This window comes from Polynucleobacter asymbioticus, assembly GCF_018687575.1.
In the GTDB taxonomy this organism is placed as follows: Bacteria; Pseudomonadota; Gammaproteobacteria; order Burkholderiales; family Burkholderiaceae; genus Polynucleobacter; species Polynucleobacter asymbioticus_C.
In genome coordinates this window covers 1,418,446-1,440,475 of sequence record NZ_CP061297.1, presented here as the reverse complement: position 1 = coordinate 1,440,475, position 22,030 = coordinate 1,418,446, and the positions used below count along the sequence as shown (strand labels likewise).

The window sequence follows — 22,030 nt, the reverse complement described above, 5'->3', positions numbered from 1 at the left end:
GTAAGCGCCTAAAATAGATCCATGACTCTTTCAAACCTTTTGCCGCCACTGACTCCTGCAAAGGGTGTAGCTCAATCTCTTCGAGATGGTGGTTTTGCAGTGATTTCCGCGCAGGACGTCTCAGAAATTGCACATGTTGATCTTGATCAGTTGCTCAATCTCACTCAATTCTGGGAGGGTTTGCCACGCGATCCTTATTTAAAGGATGGTGGGCGATACCGCTTTCGTCGCCATTCCAGCTTTGAGATTAAGGGCGAATCTTTGTTGATGGTGCCGCATCGAGCCCATTGGCAGTCGGTCAACTACAACGCCTTACATGGCGGCATCGAGCGCTGGTTTGAACCTTCACAGACTCAGCTCACTAGCAATCCAGCCTGGCAATCTCTCTTATTGGGATTGGCTCGTGTACTCAGTAGTGTCAAACAGGTAAGCACTTGGTTCGTGGAGGCGCATCAATTTCGAATTGATACAACCGATGGAATTGGGCGCCCAACTCCTGAGGGTGCGCATCGCGATGGCGTAGATTTTGTAGCCGTCTTTTTGCTCAATCGCGTAGGTATCAAAGGTGGTGAGACCCGTATTTTTGATGCGGGTGGCTCTTCTGGCTTGAGATTTACATTGACTGAACCATGGTCTTTATTGCTCATGAATGATGAGCGCATGATTCATGAATCTACTCCCATTCAGCCATTGGGTCCTCATGGCTATAGAGATACCTTGGTGCTTACCTTCCGCTCGAATGGTTTCCAGGATTCGCCTGATCGAAGTCAGCAGTAAGGTCCCATGCGCTTTAAACCTACCGGTTACACCCCGTTCATGCTCATGGCGCAAACCTGCGCGCTGTTGGGCTTTGCCTGTTATGCCGTAGTGCTGACAACACTACAAGACGAATGGCAGCTCACTAATTTACAGTCTGGACTGATTGCTAGCGCCTTCTTCTTTGGTTACATGCTGATGGTTCCATTAGCAACTGCTCTGACGGATCGTGTCGATGCAAAAAAGGTCTATCTCATGGGTGGTCTTTCAGCCACTTGTGGATTGCTGGGTATGGGTTTCTTAGCCTATAACTTTTGGACTGCTTTGATCTTTATGGCGCTCAATGGGGCTGGCTTGGCAGGCACCTACATGCCTGGCTTAAAAATTCTGTCGGATCGCATTAAGACAGGTGAGTTAAGTCGCCATATTGCTTTCTATACCGCTTTCTTTGGCATTGGTACTGGCTTCTCTTATCTCTGCTCCGGCTGGATCTTGGATAGTTTGGGCTGGCGCTATGTTTTTGGAATCATTGCCTTAGGCCCATTCACTGCCTCGATGATTGTGTTCATATTTATTCCTGCACTTACCCATGAGAAGTGGCATGGCCCAATTCGGATTCGCTTGCATGACATTTTCCCGGTTGATAAGTGGCGCCTAGTCTTGCAAGACAAAACAGCTTCAGGATTTATTTTTGGCTATACCGTGCATTCGATCGAATTATTTGCTTCTCGTAGCTGGATCGTCGCTTTTTTTGGTTTCTGTGCCATTGTGACGGGCGCTCCTTTTCTACTAACTGCTACCACTCTTGCGGGCGTGATTAATTTCTTCGGCGTTCCCGCATCCATTATTGGGAACGAGATTGCCTTAAGAATAGGTCGTCAAAAATGGATTTTCTTTGTCATGATATCTAGCGCAGCATGTGGTGTTGCGCTCGCTTTATCAACGGGCCAATCCTGGTGGTTGATTATTGCTTTGGCTGTAGGGCATACCATTTTCATCATGGCCGATTCTGCGACTTTGACTGCGGGCTTAGTTGTTAGTGCTCAAGAAAATATCAAAGGCGCTGCAATGGGTTTGCATTCATTGATGGGCTTTGGTGGCGGTTTGTTGGGCCCAGCTATCTTTGGCTTTGTGCTTGACCTAACAGGTTCGCGTGCCTCAGAAGTTTCTTGGGTCTGGGCTTATGCTGCGGTAGTGATCTGGGGTGTGCTGTTTGTTCTATACGAACGTCGCAATGGTTGGGTAAGCAAGCCGCTAACCCGAAATTAATAATTCTTCATGAGCTCTAGCTTGCCAGGTAATAGCTGCTATCACTGTGGAAGTTTTATTCTTCCAGGTGACTCATACGAACTAGAGTTAGCTGGTATCAAGAAAAAATTCTGTTGTGCTGGTTGTATGGCAATTGCGCAAACAATTCATGGCGAAGGTCTTGAGGTGTTTTATGCGCGCCGAGCACAGTCAAGCGATAAGCCAGCAGCTTATCTAGCCTCAAATGAAATTCCCGATAATCTTGCCCCCTACGACGATCCCTCTTTGCTCGGTCGATATACTCGGTCCAGTGGGGAAGAGGGTAATTTAGAAACCACTTTACGACTTGAAAAGATTCGCTGTGCTGCTTGCGTGTGGTTATGTGAGCAACACTTGCGACGCATTCCTGGTGTTAAAGATGTACAGATTAATTACGTTAGTCAAAAGCTGAAGGCTGAATTCTCACCAGAACAAACTAGTCTGGCACGTTTGCTATTTGAAGTAGAGCGGATTGGTTATGAGGCTTGGCCTTTCGAGCCCTCACTGTCGATTGAGAAATCCAAAAAAGAACGTCGTCAACTACTCACCCGTCTTGGAGTGGCATTGCTAGGCATGATGCAAGTCATGATGTATGCATGGCCCAGCTATGTGGGTGATAGTGATATCACGGCAGAGTACGATCTTTTACTGGGTTGGACTAGCTGGGCCCTTACTGTGCCAGTCATGCTGTATTCAGCAGGACCAATCTTCCAAGCGGCATGGCGCAGTGTTATCTCGTTTCGCCAAACACATATGTTGGGCATGGACGTGCCGATTGCTTTAGCCTTAGCCTTAGCATTCTCTGCTGGTACTGTGAATCTCGCTACTGGCTCAGGACAGGGCTACTTTGATTCCATCACGATGTTTGTCGCCTTTATCTTGGCTGCCCGCTATGTGGAGCTATTGGCTCGTCAGGATGCTCAGGGTGGAGCGGAAGCCTTGGCTAAACAGTTGCCTGCTACTTGTGAAAGAGTGCCGAACTATCCCGCATCTCAGCAAGTAGAAATTGTGCCAGTGGTTAATTGCAATCCCGGTGAAGTTCTACGCGTTCCTCCTGGCGATATTGTTCCGGCTGACGGCACTTTGATTGAGTACGAGAGTTCTTTAGATGAGTCACTGCTCACTGGCGAATCCAAACCAATTGATAAAAAGATTGGTGATCGGGTGTATGCAGGTACGCACAATATCCTCAATCCGATGCTCATGAGAATTGATGCAGTAGGTCAATCCACGCGCATCGCAGGAATCGCCTCATTGCTCGATCAGGCGCTGCAAGCCAAACCTCTCATGGTGAGTCTCGCAGAAAAATGGGCTGGATATTTTGTTGGCTTTTTGTTGATTACCGCTTTTTTATCCTCGGCAATTTGGTGGTACGTCGATCCCAGTAGGGCTTGGATAGTATTAGTTTCAGTGCTGGTGGCGAGCTGCCCTTGTGCTTTATCCCTTGCTGTGCCAACGGCAATGGCTGCAGCCCAGGGTGCAGTAACTAAACTAGGTTTATTGATTGTGCGTGGTCATGTGCTAGAGGGCTTAGTTAAAGCTACAGATTTAGTGCTCGATAAAACGGGTACGCTCACTATGGGTCAACCAGAGTTAAAAGAAATTCGGATCGCTCGATCAGAATTTTCAAGGTCAGACGTATTAAGTCTTGTCGCAGCGATGGAGGCTGGGCAAAAGCATCCACTTGCCTTGTCATTATTACGCGCTGCTGAGGCTGAGAGTCTGCCGCTAGTAGTCTTGCCTACACCTGTTACCAATCAATTAGGCAAAGGGCTCAGCTCTGGCGTATATCAACTCGGCAGTGCTGCTTGGGTAGGTGCTCAGCGGATTGCGCAAGAGGGGCAATATGGGCAAGTGCATTTAGCAGATGACAAGGGTTTGATTGCGAGCTTTTTGTTCTTAGATACCCCAAGAGCGGGTCTCGAGAAATTATTAACTGCAGCGCAAGCTCGCAAAATTAGAGTGCATTTAGTTTCAGGGGATGATCCTGCGACAGTATCGTGGTGGGCACATCAAGTTGGTATCGATACCTTCAAAGGCGCTTGCTCACCAGAAGATAAATATCACTACATTGAAGCTTTACAAAATAAAGGTCATTTCGTCTGGGCAATTGGTGATGGCATTAACGATGCCCCTTTATTGGCGAGAGCAGATGTCTCTATTGCTGTTGGTGCTGGTGCGCCACTTGCTACAGCAGGTGCGGATGCAATTTTGACAGCAAGTTCCTTAGCTCCCTTGGCCCAATCTTTATTGCTAGCGGATAAAACTCAGCGGATCATTAAGCAAAACTTAAGCTGGGCTTTGGTTTACAACTTGCTGGCAATTCCCGTGGCAATGATGGGTTGGGTCAATCCCTGGGTTGCTGGCATTGGAATGTCCTTATCCTCCCTCGCGGTCACATTAAATGCCTGGCGACTCAGAAAGGCCTAGACTAGAGGTATGGAAAGCCTTTTTCTATTAATCCCTATTTCCCTGCTCTTAATTGGTCTTTTGGCCTGGATTTTCTATTGGTCCGTAAAGGCGGGTCAGTTTGATGATTTAGAAGGGCCGGGGGAGGCTATTTTGATGGATGACGATACTCCCAAGTCCAAAAATATGAGTGACCACTAGAAAAAATAACTATATTTTTTAGGTATTTAGCTAATACAGCAAATTCATTGAAGTATCAGATAGCGCAAATGCACGCATCCTTTTTGATATAGATCAAAACGCACCCAAAGCCTTACTTTGATAATCATCTCAGTCTATTTGGATTATGTCGCTGTTTGGTCACAAAAAAGGAGAAACCATGGGACTTACCGTGGGGAGCAATCAAGATACCTTCAATTACAAGGTTGTCAGCCAATTTGCCATTGTTACGGTACTTTGGGGAATTGTGGGCATGCTCGTGGGGGTCATCCTCGCTGCGCAGCTCATTTGGCCAGACATCACTTTTAATATTCCATGGTTAAGCTACGGTCGCTTGCGTCCATTGCATACCAATGCAGTGATTTTTGCCTTCGGTGGATCTGCCTTGTTTGCCACGTCTTATTACATCGTGCAGCGTACCTGCCAAGCAAGACTCTTTTGTGACAAGCTAGCGGCCTTCACCTTCTGGGGCTGGCAATTAGTAATCGTATTGGCCGCAGTGACCTTGCCTTTAGGTATCTCCACCTCCAAAGAGTATGCGGAGCTTGAGTGGCCTATTGACATCCTCATTACCTTGGTTTGGGTTGCCTACGCAGTGGTGTTCTTTGGCACCATCATGAAGCGCAAAACAAAACATATTTATGTTTCCAATTGGTTCTTTGGCGCATACATTCTGACAATTGCTATTCTGCATATTTTTAATAACTTAGAAATGCCAGCGAGCTTGTGGAAATCCTACTCTGCATATGCGGGTGTGCAGGATGCCATGGTGCAGTGGTGGTATGGCCACAATGCAGTTGGTTTCTTCCTCACAACCAGCTTCTTGGGCATGATGTACTACTTCATCCCTAAGCAAGCAGAGCGCCCAATCTACTCATATCGCTTGTCCATCGTCCATTTCTGGGCTTTGAACTTCACTTATATGTGGGCAGGTCCTCACCATTTGCAGCACACTTCTTTGCCAGACTGGACTCAGTCACTGGGAACCGTGTTCTCCATTATTTTATTGGCTCCATCATGGGGCGGCATGATCAACGGCATCATGACTTTATCTGGCGCTTGGTTTAAATTGCGCACCGATCCCATCTTGAAATTCTTGGTAGTGGCATTGTCTTTCTACGGGATGTCTACCTTTGAAGGCTCCATGATGTCTATCAAGACTGTGAACAGCCTGTCACATTACACCGACTGGACTATTGGTCACGTGCACTCGGGCGCTCTAGGTTGGGTTGCCATGATTACGATTGGTTCTTTGTACTACCTGATTCCACGTTTAGTGGGTCAAAAAGACATGTACAGCACGCGCTTAATTGAAGTGCATTTCTGGATCGCTACTGTCGGTGTTGTTCTCTACATTGCTGCGATGTGGATTGCTGGCGTGATGCAAGGTTTGATGTGGAGAGCCTTCGAGCCAGACGGAACTCTCACATACAGCTTCGTTGAATCTGTAAAAGCAACCTATCCCTTCTATGTGATTCGTCTGTTGGGTGGTATTTGTTACTTAAGCGGCATGTTCTTGATGGCATACAACGTTTATAAAACAGTGACTGGCAAAACATTCGTGAATGCCCCAATTCCACAAGCATCTGTAACTGCTCACTAAGGAGAAGAACATGTCTAATGAAAATAAATTCTTTTCCCACGGAACGCTTGAGAAAAACGTTGGTTGGTTAATTATTGCCACCATCATTGTGGTTTCGATTGCTGGTTTGGTTCAAATTGTGCCGCTATTTTTTCAGCACACAACCACCGAACCTAGTCCTGGCGTGGCACCATATACTGCACTGCGTTTGGCTGGTCGTGATATCTACCAGCGTGAAGGTTGTGTAGGTTGCCATTCACAGCAGATCCGTACATTACGTTCAGAGGTGGAGCGTTACGGTCCTTACTCATTAGCTGGCGAATCCGTATTCGATCGCCCATTCTTGTGGGGCAGTAAACGTACCGGTCCTGATTTAGCCCGTGTTGGTGCCCGCTACTCGGATGATTGGCATCGTATTCACCTTCGCAATCCTCGTGATGTGGTGCCTGAGTCCAATATGCCTGGATACCCTTGGTTGCAAAAGAATGCTGCTGATGCTTCCTCAATCCAGTCTCATATGGTGGCGATGCGTCGTTTAGGTGTTCCTTACACCGATGAAATGATTGCAGAAGCTCCTAAAGAGTTGGAAGGCAAGACTGAAGAAGATGCATTGATTGCCTACCTTCAAGGTTTGGGTGTTAATCGCCGTTACATCATCGTCGATGAAGTTGTAGCGAAGTAATCAACCAGCTTATTAATTTAAAAACTATATAAATCAAATGGAACAGATCACAGCTTATCTCTCCGCTTTTTCAACAGTCATCGGACTCGTTTTTTTTGTTGGGATTATTTGGTGGGCTTGGTCGCCTAGCAGAAAGTCAGCCAACGAAGAGTCGGCTGAGCTGCCATTTGATCTTCCAGATGAATTTAGCAAGGACAAATCATGAGTGACTTTTTTAATAGCGGTTGGAGCAATTACATCGCGCTGGTTTCATTAGTCGGTATTGTTTGGTGTATCTGGTTGCTGTTTTCTCAGCGCAAAACTAAGGTAGTTCACACAGCTGATGGTGCTGTGGCTGATACTGGACATGTTTGGGACGGTGATTTGCGTGAGCTCAATAATCCATTGCCTCGCTGGTGGATGTGGATGTTTTTGTTCTCCTGCATCTTTGGGTTAGTTTATTTAGTACTGTTCCCTGGCCTCGGTTCATATCCAGGTGTGGTGGGCTACTCTACTGATGGCGCATTGATGAGCTCCATGACAGAGGCTAATGATGAGTTAAAGCCGGTGTACGCTAAATACGTGCAAATGGATATTGAGCAGGTTGCTGCTGATCCTAAGGCTCGTGAAATGGGACAACGTTTGTTTTTAAACTCCTGCGCTCAATGCCATGGTTCAGATGCTGGTGGCTCTAAAGGGTTTCCAAATTTAACCGATGGTGACTGGCTCTACGGCGGATCCCCTGAAAATATTAAGACAACTCTGATTAACGGCCGCAATGGAGTGATGCCTGCATATGGACATCTCGAGAGTGCGCAGATTGTGGATTTAGCTAACTATGTTCGCAGTTTGTCTGGGCTACCTGCTGATGATGCAAAAGTTGCTCGTGGCGCAGAATTATTTAAAACTAATTGCATAGCCTGTCATGGCGCGGATGGTAAAGGCAATATTGCCATGGGTGCACCTAACCTTACTGATAAAACCTGGTTATATGGTGGATCAGAGGCAACTATTGTGGAGACCCTGACTAAGGGCCGGATGGCGATGATGCCTTCTCAAGACAAAGTATTGAGCCCCGAAAAGATTCATCTTTTAACGGCCTACGTCTGGGGTTTGTCTAATAATAAAACTGCTGCGGCTAAATAAATAGTGTCAGATCATTCGCCGATTGGGAAGCCTATTCCTATAGATGTCATCGAGGAATCTCTTTACGAGGTTCGGCGAAAAATTTATCCACGATCTGTTAGCGGGCTCTTTGCCCGCTGGCGCATTATTTTAGTGATTGCCACACAGTTACTGTTTTACGGACTCCCATGGCTTAGCTGGAACGATCGCCAAGCAGTTCTATTTGATTTAATTCAGCGTAAGTTTTATATCTTTGGCTTAGTTCTGTGGCCGCAGGATGTGATCTATCTCACACTCCTATTAATTTTGTCCGCTTTAGCCCTCTTTTTATTTACCGCAATTGCAGGGCGATTATTTTGTGGCTATGCCTGCCCACAAACGGTTTATACCGAAATCTTTATGTGGATCGAGCGCAAGGTTGAGGGTGATCGATTTGCGCGTATTCGTTTAGACGGAGAAGAGTGGCCATGGGGTTTGCGTAAGTGGCGCCTCAAAATCACTAAGCATTTCCTCTGGTTCTTGATTGCTTTCTGGACTGGTTTTACTTTCATTGGCTATTTCACTCCAATTGAAACTCTGGCTACGGCGATTCTGCATTTTTCGCTTGGTCCATGGCAAACCTTCTGGTTATGTTTCTACAGCTTTGCAACTTGGGGTAATGCCGGTTTCATGCGTGAGCAGGTGTGTAAGTACATGTGCCCATACGCACGCTTTCAAAGCGTGATGGTCGATAAAGATACTTTCCTGGTGACCTATGACAAAGTTCGTGGAGAGCCAAGAGGTAGTCGTAGTAAGTCTGCCGACCATGCTACTTTAGGCTTAGGCGATTGTGTTGATTGCAGTATTTGCGTGCAGGTCTGCCCAACTGGGATTGATATTCGTGACGGCCTTCAGTACATGTGTATTGGTTGTGGTGCCTGCATTGATGCTTGTGATCAGGTGATGGAGAAAGTGGATTATCCAAAGGGCTTAATTCGGTATACCACTGAGAGGGCTATTGAAGATCAAGAAAGCAATCAGAGTGCTATACGCCATATTTTGCGTCCACGCGTTTTGATTTATGCTGCTTTCATTACGGTTCTGACTAGCGCTTTCCTGATTTCATTAATTACCCGAAATCCATTACGAGTTGATGTGATGAGAGATCGAGGCGCTCTGGCTCGCGAGGTGGATGGTGTTCGTATTGAAAATATCTATCGCATTCAGATCATGAATGCTTCCGAACACGATATGAATGTAGAGCTGAAGGCCAGCGGTTTATCTGACTTGAGAATCCTGAATTCACAGGGGCAAGTTGTTACTGAGGTTGAGGTGGGTCCGGCTAGCAATCTATTAATTCCGGTTAAAGTAAGTACTACTGTTGGGGCACATGAGCCCGGTAACTACCCAATTCATTTTGATGTGATTGGTCATGAGAAGTCTGGCAATACGTTGATCACCAGAACTCGCGAAGAAAAATCTAGTTTTATTGTTCCCCGCTAAGCTATATTGCAAGAGATAGAGAGGCTGAATATGTCACAACATGAAACAAACAAACCTTGGTTTAAGCAGCTATGGCCTTGGTTACTCATTAGCGGACCAGCAGTCGCCGCTATCGGTTGCGTGATTACGATTTATTTGGCTATCAATCTCTATTCAGATAAGCCTGTTCGCGATGGCGTGGTGAAACGTGGATTAAAGGTAGAGCAACTTAAAGTAGAGCAGGGTCGCAAATGAAGTACCGTCTATTCATCTGGATCATGTGGCCATCATTCTTAGTTTCTATTTTGGCTGAGGGCCTGCTTTTTAGCGTTGTACATCCTGCCGAGCTTTTATTCTTTGGTTATCACCCCAATATCTCGGATGAAGGTATTTACACCATTGGATTTTTTATTATTTGGAGTTTTTGCTCATTCTCGAGCGCTCTTACAGCCTATATCCTGCCAGGCATCGACTCGGATGGCGCTAAGGGGCACGATCGCGGCTTGATCTAAGCGTGTATGGGCTTGATTTGAACAGTGCGGTCTGGATTGGGGACGCCAGCTAGTTCATGCAGCCCATCCATATCAATCAGTTTAATGTGACGCTGTTTGATTTGAATCAGTCCCGACTCAGCAAAGCGTGAAAGCATTCTGCTGACCGTCTCAATCTGGATGCCAAGATAGCTTCCAATTTCTACGCGACTCATGCGTAAATCAAATTCATTATTTTGATAGCCGCGAGCAGCTAGGCGTTGAGAAAGACTCAATAAGAAAGCCGCCAAACGCTCTTCTGCGCGCATACTGCCCAATGAGAGTAGGTGACGTTGATCTTGTGTAAGTTCGCGGCTCAGAATGCGGTGAAACTGTTTTTGTAGAGCTGGAATTTGGCGCGCTAAATCCTCAAATGCCTCATAGCGAATAATGCAGACTTCACTCTCTTCTAAGGCAATCGCTTCGGATTGATAGCTTCCCTCGCCAATACCATCGAGCCCCAAGATCTCCCCAGGCAGATAAAAGCCAATCACTTGTTGACGTCCATCCTCTAGCCCATATTCAGTCTTCAGGGTTCCAAAGCGGACGCTATATACGGCGGTAAGTGGGTCACCATGACGGTAAAGGCTTTCACCTTTTTGTAGGTGGACACGCTCTTTTACGAGGGTATCAATTTTGGCAATATCACTTGAGCTAATCCCTACTGGCAGGCAAAACTGACCCAGCACGCAGACTGAGCATTTACCGCTAGGGACATCTGAGTTGGTGTAATTCATATTAGATCAAGTTATCAGATGAGTTTATTCTACTCGGATAATGTCCAATTTGATGATTTCTCCGTACCACTGGATCCCAAATGCTGACTTCTAGTCTTTTGTTAGCCGTCTTCTTAGGTGCCCTAGTCAGTGGATGGCACTGCGCTTTAATGTGCGGCGGCATTGCAGCTGCAATTGAGCGCCAGGGAAGCCCTCGGGAGCTCACTTACACCCCATTACAAACTAAGTCTCAACTCTTCTATCTTCAGCTCATCATGCATTTAGGGCGCTTAACGACCTATGTATTGCTTGGCGCTGTCGCTGCTTGGATTGGCGCTGCCTTGTGGCAACAAAATGTCGTACCTATTCAGCGACCTTTATTTGCTTTCACATCATTGATTTTATTGGTGATGGGGATGCGTCTTTTACGACAGGACTCAAGTCAACGCTTCGTTGTTGGAAAGTGGCTTGGTGCGCGGATGGCAACATACTGGGCTAAATATTTAGGAACCTTTACGGGGCGCTCATCCCGCTGGTTTAGTGGCATGGTTTGGGGGCTTGTTCCTTGCGGCTTGGTCTACAGTGTTTTACCGCTCGCCTTTTTGTCGGGTGATGTCTTAACGGGGGCGGCACTCATGCTGGCATTTGGTTTGGGTACCTTGCCTAATTTATTGCTGATTTCTAAATTTTCGGCAGCCCTGACCCAATTTGGGCGATACGTTTGGGTCAGATACATCGCCGCAGGCCTTTTATTGTCTGCGGGACTCTTTGGTCTTTATCGTGCTTGGTATTTGCCAGAAGCCTTACTCAAAGGCGGATTCTGTATTAGTTAATGCGTGTTCAGGTGGCTGACTGCTGTGGCGATACCCTGTTTTAGATCTGGGTAAATGTAATCATCTGCTAGCCGCTCAAAAAGACCTCCACGTACAGCCATCTCGTAAGGCTGATGTACTAAACCGCAAATCATGAGCTTGACACCATGATTCTTACAGGTCTCCTCAAGCTCAAGCAGGGCATCCATGCCAGAGACATCGATATAGATTACGTTCTTGAGGTCAAGTACTAAAACTTTGGAGGGCAACTCTTTTTCGATACTCTCCAACAATTTGACTGCGCCAAAAAAGATCGCGCCATAGATTCTGATTGCAGCAATCTGACCTTGGTGTTGCTGTAGTTCTGGAAAGTCGGTGGTACTAGCTGATTCATAGCGCGATAGACTTGAGATGCGGTAGATAAAAGTAATGAATGCTAGAAGTAGTCCTACCTGTATTGCAACAGTGAGGTCGAGGACAATCGTCAGGAAAAAGACGCTTAGCATGGTCAAGCGATAGGGCAGACGGAATTGTTTCAGGTCTGCAAACTTTCTCCACTCACCCATATTCCAAGCGACATACATCAGGATCGCTGCTAGGCTGGCTAAGGGAATATTTTTGGCTAGAGGGGCACCAAACAAAACAATCGCCAACAAGGTTATGGAGTGAATGATTCCAGAAATCGGAGTGCTAGCGCCGCTTTGTACGTTAGTGACTGTTCTTGCGATGGTCCCAGTAGCTGGCATGCCACCAAAAAATGGACTGACTAAATTGGCAACACCTTGGGCCATCAGCTCTTGATTGGATTCATGGCGATCATGAATCAGTCCATCAGCGATTCGCGCACAGAGTAAAGATTCAATGGCGCCAAGCAGAGCTAGCGTAATTGCTGGGGCGATGACAAATTGCGCAGTACTCCAGCTAATTGGGATCCATTCAAAGCTGGGTAGGCCGGAAGGGATGCCGCCAAAACGACTGCCGATCGTATCTACAGGAAGGCTAAAGAGACTGGTGATTATGGTGGCTGCAGCCATTGCAACTACCGTTCCCGGAAGGTGACGAAGATGGCCGAGATATTTTTGAAAACAACGCCAAGCAATTAAGAGTGCCAAGCTTCCAAGTGATAAGCCTAAGGCAGTGGGGTTGATAGTGTCGGCAGCATCATACAGAGTTTGGACTGCTTGAAAAAATTCAGCAGGCATCTTGGTAATTTGCAAGCCAAAAAATTCTTTAACTTGAGATAGGCCAATTAGCACAGCGATGCCGTTTGTAAATCCAATAATGACTGCGACTGGAATAAAGCGAATTAATGTCCCAAGTCGAAAGAGTCCCATCAGGAATAAAAACACTCCAGACATAGCAGTTGCTAAAAGTAAATTAGCAAGGCCATAGTGCTCAACAATGCCGTAAACAATCACGATAAAGGCGCCAGCTGGACCGCCGATTTGAACGCGACTTCCACCTAATAGGGAAATTAATCCACCAGCAATAATTGCCGTAAAAATGCCTGCTTCCGGTTTGAGACCGCTCGCGATCGCAAATGCCATTGCTAAAGGTAGCGCAACGACTCCAACGGTAATGCCAGCCAAGATATCTTTGCTGAAAAGAGCGCCGTTATAGCCCTTGAAACAATCCAGTAGTTTTGGGTGAAAGAAATGCATTTGAGAGGGATCTTTAGGCTACGCGGCTGCCAAACCAATAGGCTATTGCTGCGGATAAGGCCGTAACAGCAGACCCCCAAGCAATATCGATCAATGCTAATCGCGTTGGAAAATCGCGAATGACTGCCAGATTAGTTAAATCGTAAGTCATATAGCAAAAGAAGCCAAAAAGAGCGCCATATTGCAATGCATATAGCCAAGATTGTTTGGAGATTGCCGGCAGAATGACAAAAATGGATGCACCCAGCGCATACAAGAGGTAAAAAGCCAGTCCAGCAAGCAGTTTGGGCTCGCTAGCCATCAGTGAGCCCATCTCGTCACGATAGAGGTTTTTGGCAATGCCAAGCAGCCAAATCAAATCAATCACGACTAGCGACAGTAGAAATGAGAAATACACTGCAAAGTACTTGAGCAATTCAGTTCCCTTTTTTATGCTTTTACAGTTTGATAATAAGGATTATGATGGATTGAGAGACACCAGTGTTTAATTTAACAGGAGTCAATATGTTCAAGCACCTATTAGTACCAGTTGATGGTTCCGACGTCAGTAAAAAGGCCTTAAAAAAAGTGGCTGAACTTGCTAAGGCAGATAAAGCTTCGGTCACATTGGCCTATGTTTCCGACCCAATGCCACCAATGATCTATTCCGACAGCACCATGGGTTATGGAATTTCTCAAAAAGATCATCAAAAGGTGTGCGAAGCATTCGCTAAGGACATCTTTAAAAAAGCTAGCCTTGCCTTAGGCGCTGGTCTGAAGGTGAATACCCTTCATGTGTCCAATAGCAATTTGGCTGAGGGTATTTTAGAGGGCGCCAAGAAATCGAAGGCTGATGTCATTGTGATGGCTTCACACAAGCGTACCGGAATTAAGAGTGTTTTATTGGGTAGTGAAACACATGAAGTAATTGTGCACTCCAAATTACCAGTATTGGTCCTTGGTTAATACCCACGCTCTGGATAAATGCAGGGGTCCTCGTGGCCCCCTTTTCTTTGCTCATCATTTTTGATTTTGATGAGTAACTAGTTCGCTGGCGGAGTACCGAGCAATAAAATTTCTCTAGTGAGTAGGCCGCTATCACTATCGCGCATATTCCATAAGTCCAGCTGAGTCTTGGTGGCATAAGGATCAACATAGACTCCATCTTTTCTTAATTCAAAATGAAGGTGTGGCCCAGTGGATCGTCCAGTTGATCCAACGTAGCCAATTTCTAAACCGCGCCGAACTTCATTGCCTACCTCTAGTTCTACGTTGTAATTACTTAAATGGGCATAGTAGGTGCGATAGTTTCCAGGGTGCTCAAGAATAATGAGATTGCCAAACGCACCGCTATAGCCTAAATGAACTACCTTACCTGTAGCCACGCTAAAGATTGGTGTCCCAGTAGGTGCTGAGTAATCAATCCCCATATGAGTGCGATATCGCTGTTTAGGCGCCGCTACGGGGGCGCCATTCTTCGGGGGCGCAGCCTTCTTGCTAGAGGCTCGTACGCTGCCGACACCCCGTGAGATGCGTCGATAGCTTAAGGGGTTAGTCCAAAAGGTACGTTCGATAGATTCTCCATCAGCCGTATAAAAGCCGCCTGGAATATCACTTCTATCAACCCAGAATGCGCTTGAAAATACTTCGCCAGATGCTGGATCAATGATTTCTGCGGCCCAAATTTGTGCCCAGCGTTCTTTGTCACCAAAGTCCACAATCAGACGAACAATGCTGTTCGTATTTTCAAGCGAATTATTTTCCTCGGGATAAATTTGCTTGATTACAGAGTTCAGTTCCCAAACTAATTCAACAGGTAATTTATCGCCTACTTTTTTAGGGTCGTATAAAACATCCCTCAGGGGGAGTTGAATTTCCGTAAATCGCTTCGACTCATCCTTTAAGTAGTCTTGTTGAATCAAGAAGCTTCCAGCCGCCGAAGGAGTAAAGGTCCAAACCTCTGTCTTGGCGTCTTGAAGCGGACCATTCATGATGCTGAGCGATTCGAAGCGATTCCGACTACCCAGGGCTAAAGCATAAGGAATGCAATTCCCGCGCATCCTATCGAAGAACCCCTTGGTTTGGGATTTGAAGAAGTCATTGAAACTGCGATCCTCTAGGCCTAAATTGGCCGGGAGATTTTCTTCGTTAAAGCTGCGACGTAGGCAACCACGTTGGACGCGGTAATCTAAGTTTGCGCCACCGTCATTAATGGGTGTGCCCTCAATCCGTTTGAATAGCTCAGGATTTAAGCTCATGCTCTTGCTGCCACGACTCAGTGAATTTTCTTTAAGCTGAATACCAGCCTGCTTATTGCTGGTGCTGGCAACTTTTTGTTTTACCTGAGGGGTTTTGTTTACTTTGCCAGCTTGATTTGCTTGTTGCGCTTGCGCGCTAGACATGAAAACGATCAGAGAGAGTCCGATAGCCTTGATCAGGTTTTTCAGCAAGTAAGGTAAGGGGCTCACTTTTTTATTCACTATTCAATTATCCAATATTGTCGTCAGCCTGCATGTTTTTTATGTTGTAGTGCAGCAATTTTCTATTGAAGTTGGTCAAGGAAAGTGAAAAAAGTTGTAGATACAATAAATTTTTAATTAAAGGAATTTTCATGCCCATCATTGAGTCAGTATCAGTTGCAGCGGTTGCGGTGCCTCTAGATAAGGTCACCTCCTTTTCAACGCGAACCGTTTCAGAGCGCCACTATTGCTTAGTGAAGGTGAGGGGTAAGGACGGTAATGAGGGCATCGGATTCTGCTATGTCGGTAGTGCTGGTGGGGATATTGCCAAGATTGCAGTTGAACAATTGCTGGCTCCTAAGCTCATTGGTCAAAATAGCCATCGCAGTGAAGGTTTGTGGATGGATATGTACAACGAGTCTATTTTGCAGGGGCGCGCTGGCGCCGTGATGCGTGGCATCTCCATTCTGGATACAGCGCTCTGGGATTTAAATGCCCGTGCTGCAAAGCTGCCACTTCACCAATATCTAGGATCGGTCGTCGATGATCGAGTTCCGGCTTATGCCAGCGGTGGTTACTATTTGGATGGTAAAACCCCTGCTAAGTTGGGTAAAGAGATGGAATCCTACGTTAAACAAGGCTTTAAGGCTGTCAAAATGAAAGTAGGACGTCTTTCCCCAAGGGAAGAGGAGGCACGCGTTAAGGCTGCTCGTAAGGCAGTGGGTGAGGATGTTCTGTTGACCTTGGATGCCAATAATGCATGGCGTGATTTACCAACAGCTTTGGAATACATTCGACGCTTTGAGGCTTATAACCCCTACTGGATTGAAGAGCCATTTTCACCAGATGCGATTGACCTGCATGCAGCTCTGGCCCGCCAAACTACGATTAACGTCGCTACCGGTGAGATGGAGGCTGGACGCTGGCGTTTTAGAGAGCTAATTGATGCGGGGGGCGCTGCAATTTTGCAGTCAGATGCGGCGGTGTGTGGCGGTATTACCGAATGGCGCCGTATTTCTGCTTACGCGGACTTAAAAGGCGTGATTGTTTGCCCGCATTGGATGCATGACTTACATGCCCCTCTGGTGGCCGCAACTCCGAATGCACGTTTTGTGGAATTCTTCTTAGATGATCAAGTATTGAACTTCCGCAGATTGATTAATAAACAGCTCACTTTCAAAAACGGTGATTTGATTCTGCATAAAACCCCCGGATTGGGATTTGAGTTTGATGAAGCCGCAATCAAAAAATATGCTGGCAAGGCAGCCTGGACAAAGATTCTCTAACGTATCTGTTGCATTGCTGAGTAGTTAATAGTAAAAAATAATCCCGCACTGAGCGGGATTATTTTTTGTTGCTGCGCTTCACTCATTGTGAACTGCAGCAGTGAGCTGCATAACTTTAAGATGCTTTAGGTCTCATCTTATAGTGGGTCATGAACTGAGTAATGAGTACTAAGCCAAAACCAGCGAAGCCAATTAAGTCTGCTTCTGTTGAAGGATAGGCTAGCGCTACCCCAGAGATCACCATAATGACTCGCTCAAATACCTTGGTTTTTTCAATGAACCAACCTTGTAAGCCGCCGGCCAAACAAATGATGCCAACTACAGCTGTAAATGAAATCCATGCAATCTGAGACCAGTCTGCCTGTTCTAAGGCCGATGTCGAGCCCATCAACAATAAGCTGACACCAGACTCATCAAGTACAAACATAAATGGCACTAGGATGGCGGGCGCAACATACTTCCAGGTTTGCAAAGTAGTTTTATACGGGTTGCCTTTGCATATCGCTGCAGCAGCAAAAGGTGAAAGGGCGGTCGGAGGGGAAACCTCAGAAAGCACTGCGTAATAGAAGATAAACATATGTGCAGCAAATGCAGGCACACCTAAGTTAATGAGGGCTGGTGCGGCGATCACGGCACAAATAATATAAGAAGCGGTTACCGGTACTGCGAGGCCGACGATCCAGACAATCAATGCTGTAAAGATGGCTGTGAGAAGTAATGAGCCACCCGCGTACTGAATCACAATCGAACTAAATTTGAGACCAAGGCCGGTGAGGGTAACGGTACCAACAATCAGACCTGCGCCAGCACACGTTGCGGCAATCGCGAGTACACCTGTAGAGCCCGACGAGAGTGCTTTAACTAAATTGGATTGATAAATCCCAGAAAGAATGGGTTCTTTGCCTCTAAACCAGGCCCATGGAATGATTGCAGTATCTTCACGCAACATACTAGACAGTGCAGAAACAATGGTCGCCCAAAAGACTGACATCACAGGCGAGAAGCCCAGCATCATGAACACCACGATGGATATTAAAGAGAAAAAATGAAACCAATACTTTTTAGTTAACTGCCAAGCACTTTCTGCGGATGGGAATTGAATGCCTTTCATGCCGTACTTACGTACATCGATTTCCACCATGACAAACAAGCCAAGGTAGAACAGAATCGTAGGTATGGTTGCCATGAGCAACACATCTAAATAGGAGATTTTGAGGAAGTCAGCAATCAAGAATGCTGCCGCGCCCAGTACTGGTGGAGAAATAATTGCTCCTAAGCCACCAGCTGCTAGTAAGCCACCCGCTGCATTTTTTTCATATCCGACTTTGTCGAGCATTGGGGCGGCTACCGAACCAACAGTCACAGTAGTAGCAACACCTGATCCTGATGGGCCACCCATTAGGAATGAGGATAGAACAATCGTTCTGCCTACTCCAGATGATTTACCGCCCATGGCGGCAAAAGAGAAGTCGATGAAGAATTTCCCTGCGCCAGTAAATTGTAAAAAGGCGCCAAAGATCGTGAAAAGAATAATCAAGGTTGCAGATACATCGACCGCAGTTCCGTAGATTCCTTCGAGACTCATATACATATAGCCTACCAGCCTATCTAAGCCATAACCTTTGTGGGTCCATGGAGCCGGGAGGTAGTTGCCAAAGAAGGCATACAGCAAGAAAAGCACTGTAACGGTGACGAGCACCATGCCATTTGTTCTTCTGACAGCTTCTAAGATGATGAGGATGAGGGCAATACCAACCATGACATCAGTAGAATTTGGGTCAGTATTTCTGTCCATCAGATCATCGCCACCAGCCAGAATGTAATAAGCGATAGCGATTGAGCCTACGGCAAGTAAAACATCCCAAAACATCAATTTGTTTTTAAAACGAGCGGCAATAGGAAAGCTTAAGAACACTAAAAACAAGACTAGAGCAACGTGAACGACTCTGAGTTGGTGAGTTGGAACGATCGAGTAGGCTGCATATAAATGAAACAAAGACATGCCCACTGCCACTAGCGTGATGAAGATAGCTAGTAGGCCTTTATAGTCATTTGAGTCGCCCTCTTCTTGCTTAATAAAGGCGTCTAATTTTTCTTGTGTTTCATTGTCAATTGCAGCTTGTGTCATGTCTCTACCTATTTTTTTGTTTACAACTTTTTTGTCTTGCTAATACGGAACTATCAAAAAATTCAGGAGTGCCCAAAGACACTCCTGTTCTCAAAAATCAATTTGATTTAATTTACTTTGACGCCTTTTTCTTTAAAGTACTTTAAAGCGCCTGGATGATATGCAATCGGTGTAGCATTCGCTTTTTGGTTCTCTAACTTGATATTTCTGTACTCAGCATGTGAGCGGACCAGTTCAAGTTGATTATCAAAAACAGCTTTAACAATTTTGTATGCTTCTGCATCTGGCATAGAGGCATTCACAACCAGCAGATTTGCAACCGCTGCCACATTGTTATCTTTTTCCATGCCGCTATAAGTTTGCTTTGTAATCACAGCTGGGAAATAGAGATTGCCATATTTTTTATTCATAGCAGGAACTTCAGCAGCGCTGTCTACCATGACAATTTTCATGCCTGGACTGTTGGCAAGATCTGTCACAGCCGCTGTTGGTAAGCCGCCAACCCAGAAGAATGCATCGATTTTGCGATCTTTAACAGCATTGACTGACTCTGCAACGCTCAAACGCTCGCGCTTAACGTCTTTGTCTTTGTCTAAGCCAGCTGCTTCGAGGAGGCGGAAAGCCATCACTTCAGTTGCGCTACCTGGGGCACCTGTACTAACACGCTTGCCTTTGAGATCCTTCATTGTCTTAATGCCGGTGGACTCTACGGTAACAACGTGCATTTGGTTTGGATAGAGGATCAAGAGATTTCGTAAATCTATTGGCTTACCCTTAAATTTATCTTCACCATCTTTTGCATCTTTGGCAGCATCTGCCATAGAGAAGCCAACGTAAGGTTTGCCAGTACCAACAAGTTTTAAATTATCAACTGAGCCACCTGTCACTTCAGCAGTTGCTGACATTCCTGGTACATGCTTCGATAAGACTGAGGCTAGGCCTCCACCCATTGGATAGTAAACGCCACCCGTGCCGCCGGTTGCAATAGAGATGTTTTGCGCTTGTGCGGCACCAAACATCATCGTGAGAGATACAGCAATTACTTTAATAAGCTTCATTTTTTGTCTCCTGTTTTGGTTCTATTTAATTAAAGGCCTGGCATGCTGAAATTAATTTTTTGCAATTCACTCAGTAATTTGGCTTGCTGGTCTGCACTCAACTGCATGAGTGGTGGGCGAACACGCAACCACTCGGAGTCTTTGCTGAAGTGTGCAACTGCTGTTTTCATACCGGCAATCATCTGATATTGAGCAAATACAGAGCGTACTTGATCTAAGGCGGTCTGGCGTTGATCTGCGTCAGATTCCCTCCAATGGGCTGCCAATTCAGCGATAGCCCTAGGGTTTACGTTAGCCGTAGCGGAGATACAGCCAACGCCACCGGCACGCAAGGCGCGCATCAGAAATACTTCGCTACCTGCGTAAACGCGGAAACCTGACGGTGCCAAGAGCTTGATGACGGATTCTGTATACGCCCAATCACCAGAACTGTCTTTCATGCCGACAACTGTTTTTGGATAGGCTTTTACTAGGCGCTCCAGCAAAGAAAGGCTCAGATTGATCTTGGTAACAGGTGGAATGTTGTAGATATAAATTTGCAATCCAGACTCACCCACTTTTTGAATCACTTCAGAGAAATATGCGAAGAGGCCATCATCAGTAATATCTTTGTAATAGAACGGCGGCAACATCAATACTCCAGCGCACTTATGCTCAAGCGCATGGCGAGTCATATTGACTGTGGCATCGATGGATGTGGCACCTGTACCAGGCATCATGTGGGCTGGGTTCAAGCCACCCTCAACCAAAGTTGTTAATGTCGCCATCTTTTGACGGGCAGACATCGAGTTGGCTTCGGAGTTTGTTCCAAAGATGGCTTGGCCGACACCATTCGCCTCAAGCCATTTGCATTGCTTTAGTAATTTTTGTGCATCAGGACTGCCGTCTTCTTTAAATGGAGTCAATACGGGCGACAGCACCGCAGGCAGTGTGGAAGGGTGTAGGGAAATGGTCATTACTTACTCCAATTTAATTTTGTACTTCAGTCAGAAGTGGTTTTTTATTATAGAAAGCTTCTAAATTATCTATTGCTAAGTTCGTCATTAATTGTCGCGTTTCAGAAGTTGCGCTTCCAATATGCGGGGTTAGTAAGACATTATCAATATTTAGGAACCCAGGGTTCGGATTTGGTTCATTTTCGAACACATCGAGTGCTGCTCCAGCGATCTCTTTTTGCTGCAGTGCAACCAAAAGTGCGGCCTCATCCACGACGCTACCGCGGGCAATATTAACCAAGTAGCCCTTCGGTCCTAAGGCCTTCAAGACGGCTTTGCCAACCATTTTTTCTGTTTCTGGAGTTGCAGGACAAGCCAGAAATAGGACGTCACTAGCCTTGGCCAGAGACTGAATGTCGGGATAGTACTCATAGGGGACTTCTTTTCGGCCAGGACCGGTATAGGCAATCTTGACTTTGAAAGGCTCTAGACGCTTAGCAAGGTCTTGACCAATACGACCCATTCCGGCAATGCCTACTTGCTTGCCAGCCAGCGTTGTAGTGACCGTGAATAAACCCTTAGACCAAGCTGTGCTTTTAACAAACTCATGTGCCTGCGGTATGCGGCGCAACAAACCAAACAGCATGCCAATGGCTAGTTCGCAAACCGCATCATTGAGAACGCCTGGAGTATTGCTTGCTTTGATACCTTTTTCTTTGAGGTAATCCAAGGGCAGGTTGTCATAGCCCACACCACATGTAGCCACCATCTTGACTGAAGGGAGTTTCTCCAGCAATTGGATGGGTAGCTGCGTATTTGAGCGAATCAGAATACTTTCGAAAGAACCAGGCGGAATGCTGGCGCTAAGGTCGGGATAGCGCACCGGGGTAATGCGCTGGTCGATTGCCGTTTGCATTACTTCTGGAAATTGTCCGACCTGCAGTACTGAATTGACTGGGATCATGT

At 46.2% G+C, this 22,030-nt stretch carries 22 protein-coding genes; 14 read left to right on the top strand and 8 right to left on the bottom strand.

Annotated features, from left to right (window positions below; translation table 11 throughout):
- Positions 1–21: 21 nt before the first annotated feature.
- The 11 genes from AOC19_RS07270 to AOC19_RS07220 all read left to right on the top strand — a co-directional run bounded on the left by AOC19_RS07270 (position 22) and on the right by AOC19_RS07220 (position 10,012).
- Positions 22–777: a 2OG-Fe dioxygenase family protein gene (locus AOC19_RS07270; RefSeq protein ID WP_215375377.1), complete on the top strand. Its 756-nt coding sequence runs from the start codon at positions 22–24 to the stop codon at positions 775–777.
- Between the two features lie 6 nt (positions 778–783).
- The gene (locus tag AOC19_RS07265) at positions 784–2,025 is read left to right on the top strand and encodes an MFS transporter (protein WP_215375375.1); all 1,242 of its coding nucleotides are present in this window, start codon (positions 784–786) and stop codon (positions 2,023–2,025) included.
- A gap of 9 nt (positions 2,026–2,034) precedes the next feature.
- Positions 2,035–4,473 carry a heavy metal translocating P-type ATPase gene (locus AOC19_RS07260; RefSeq protein WP_215375372.1) on the top strand — a complete coding sequence of 813 codons (2,439 nt, stop codon included), beginning with the start codon at positions 2,035–2,037 and terminating at the stop codon, positions 4,471–4,473.
- Positions 4,474–4,482: 9 nt separating this feature from the next.
- Positions 4,483–4,653: a cbb3-type cytochrome oxidase assembly protein CcoS gene (gene ccoS / locus AOC19_RS07255; protein WP_215375369.1), complete on the top strand. Its 171-nt coding sequence runs from the start codon at positions 4,483–4,485 to the stop codon at positions 4,651–4,653.
- A 178-nt stretch (positions 4,654–4,831) separates the two neighbouring features.
- A complete protein-coding gene (gene ccoN / locus AOC19_RS07250) occupies positions 4,832–6,274 on the top strand; it encodes a cytochrome-c oxidase, cbb3-type subunit I (RefSeq protein ID WP_215375367.1) in 1,443 nt (480 codons plus the stop codon).
- 10 nt (positions 6,275–6,284) lie between these two features.
- The gene (ccoO, locus tag AOC19_RS07245; RefSeq protein WP_215375365.1) at positions 6,285–6,935 is read left to right on the top strand and encodes a cytochrome-c oxidase, cbb3-type subunit II; all 651 of its coding nucleotides are present in this window, start codon (positions 6,285–6,287) and stop codon (positions 6,933–6,935) included.
- 37 nt (positions 6,936–6,972) lie between these two features.
- Positions 6,973–7,140, top strand: a complete 168-nt coding sequence (locus tag AOC19_RS07240) for a cbb3-type cytochrome oxidase subunit 3 (RefSeq protein ID WP_435367668.1) — start codon at positions 6,973–6,975, stop codon at positions 7,138–7,140.
- On the top strand, positions 7,137–8,060 hold the full coding sequence (gene ccoP, locus AOC19_RS07235) for a cytochrome-c oxidase, cbb3-type subunit III (RefSeq protein ID WP_215375361.1): 924 nt from the start codon (positions 7,137–7,139) through the stop codon (positions 8,058–8,060). Before AOC19_RS07240 ends, ccoP begins: the two co-directional genes overlap by 4 nt.
- 3 nt (positions 8,061–8,063) lie before the next feature.
- Positions 8,064–9,521, top strand: coding sequence for a cytochrome c oxidase accessory protein CcoG (gene ccoG, locus AOC19_RS07230; RefSeq protein ID WP_215375358.1), 1,458 nt, complete (start codon positions 8,064–8,066; stop codon positions 9,519–9,521).
- 30 nt (positions 9,522–9,551) lie between these two features.
- Positions 9,552–9,755: a FixH family protein gene (locus AOC19_RS07225; protein WP_215375355.1), complete on the top strand. Its 204-nt coding sequence runs from the start codon at positions 9,552–9,554 to the stop codon at positions 9,753–9,755.
- Entirely contained in the window at positions 9,752–10,012 is a 261-nt protein-coding gene (locus AOC19_RS07220) for a hypothetical protein (RefSeq protein WP_215375352.1), read from the top strand. The genes AOC19_RS07225 and AOC19_RS07220 overlap by 4 nt, the downstream gene beginning before the upstream one ends.
- Here AOC19_RS07220 and AOC19_RS07215 read toward each other — a convergent pair.
- Entirely contained in the window at positions 10,009–10,767 is a 759-nt protein-coding gene (locus AOC19_RS07215; protein WP_215375349.1) for a helix-turn-helix domain-containing protein, read from the bottom strand. The two genes, AOC19_RS07220 and AOC19_RS07215, sit on opposite strands and share 4 nt — an antisense overlap.
- An 80-nt stretch (positions 10,768–10,847) precedes the next feature.
- Here AOC19_RS07215 and AOC19_RS07210 point away from each other — a divergent pair, with 80 nt between their 5' ends.
- Positions 10,848–11,579, top strand: coding sequence for a sulfite exporter TauE/SafE family protein (locus AOC19_RS07210; RefSeq protein ID WP_215375345.1), 732 nt, complete (start codon positions 10,848–10,850; stop codon positions 11,577–11,579).
- On the opposite strand, the gene AOC19_RS07205 is transcribed toward AOC19_RS07210, so the two are convergent.
- Both AOC19_RS07205 and AOC19_RS07200 read right to left on the bottom strand, forming a co-directional pair.
- Positions 11,576–13,219 carry a SulP family inorganic anion transporter gene (locus AOC19_RS07205; RefSeq protein WP_215375342.1) on the bottom strand — a complete coding sequence of 548 codons (1,644 nt, stop codon included), beginning with the start codon at positions 13,217–13,219 and terminating at the stop codon, positions 11,576–11,578. The genes AOC19_RS07210 and AOC19_RS07205 overlap by 4 nt on opposite strands.
- A gap of 13 nt (positions 13,220–13,232) precedes the next feature.
- Positions 13,233–13,616, bottom strand: a complete 384-nt coding sequence (locus AOC19_RS07200; RefSeq protein ID WP_251368009.1) for a DUF2177 family protein — start codon at positions 13,614–13,616, stop codon at positions 13,233–13,235.
- Between the two features lie 107 nt (positions 13,617–13,723).
- Between AOC19_RS07200 and AOC19_RS07195 the strand changes: the two genes are divergently transcribed.
- The gene (locus AOC19_RS07195) at positions 13,724–14,164 is read left to right on the top strand and encodes a universal stress protein (RefSeq protein WP_215375336.1); all 441 of its coding nucleotides are present in this window, start codon (positions 13,724–13,726) and stop codon (positions 14,162–14,164) included.
- A gap of 77 nt (positions 14,165–14,241) precedes the next feature.
- Here AOC19_RS07195 and AOC19_RS07190 read toward each other — a convergent pair whose 3' ends face one another.
- Positions 14,242–15,600: a M23 family metallopeptidase gene (locus AOC19_RS07190; RefSeq protein WP_215375333.1), complete on the bottom strand. Its 1,359-nt coding sequence runs from the start codon at positions 15,598–15,600 to the stop codon at positions 14,242–14,244.
- Positions 15,601–15,809: 209 nt separating this feature from the next.
- Between AOC19_RS07190 and AOC19_RS07185 the strand changes: the two genes are divergently transcribed.
- Positions 15,810–16,943 carry a mandelate racemase/muconate lactonizing enzyme family protein gene (locus tag AOC19_RS07185; RefSeq protein ID WP_215375330.1) on the top strand — a complete coding sequence of 378 codons (1,134 nt, stop codon included), beginning with the start codon at positions 15,810–15,812 and terminating at the stop codon, positions 16,941–16,943.
- A gap of 115 nt (positions 16,944–17,058) precedes the next feature.
- Here AOC19_RS07185 and AOC19_RS07180 read toward each other — a convergent pair whose 3' ends face one another.
- From AOC19_RS07180 to AOC19_RS07165, 4 genes are all read right to left on the bottom strand, one after another.
- Positions 17,059–19,071 carry a TRAP transporter permease gene (locus AOC19_RS07180; protein WP_215375327.1) on the bottom strand — a complete coding sequence of 671 codons (2,013 nt, stop codon included), beginning with the start codon at positions 19,069–19,071 and terminating at the stop codon, positions 17,059–17,061.
- 107 nt (positions 19,072–19,178) lie between these two features.
- Entirely contained in the window at positions 19,179–20,129 is a 951-nt protein-coding gene (locus AOC19_RS07175; RefSeq protein WP_215375324.1) for a TAXI family TRAP transporter solute-binding subunit, read from the bottom strand.
- A gap of 29 nt (positions 20,130–20,158) precedes the next feature.
- The gene (locus tag AOC19_RS07170) at positions 20,159–21,085 is read right to left on the bottom strand and encodes a dihydrodipicolinate synthase family protein (protein WP_215375322.1); all 927 of its coding nucleotides are present in this window, start codon (positions 21,083–21,085) and stop codon (positions 20,159–20,161) included.
- Between the two features lie 13 nt (positions 21,086–21,098).
- Positions 21,099–22,028 carry a 2-hydroxyacid dehydrogenase gene (locus AOC19_RS07165; RefSeq protein ID WP_215375319.1) on the bottom strand — a complete coding sequence of 310 codons (930 nt, stop codon included), beginning with the start codon at positions 22,026–22,028 and terminating at the stop codon, positions 21,099–21,101.
- Positions 22,029–22,030 lie beyond the last annotated feature (2 nt).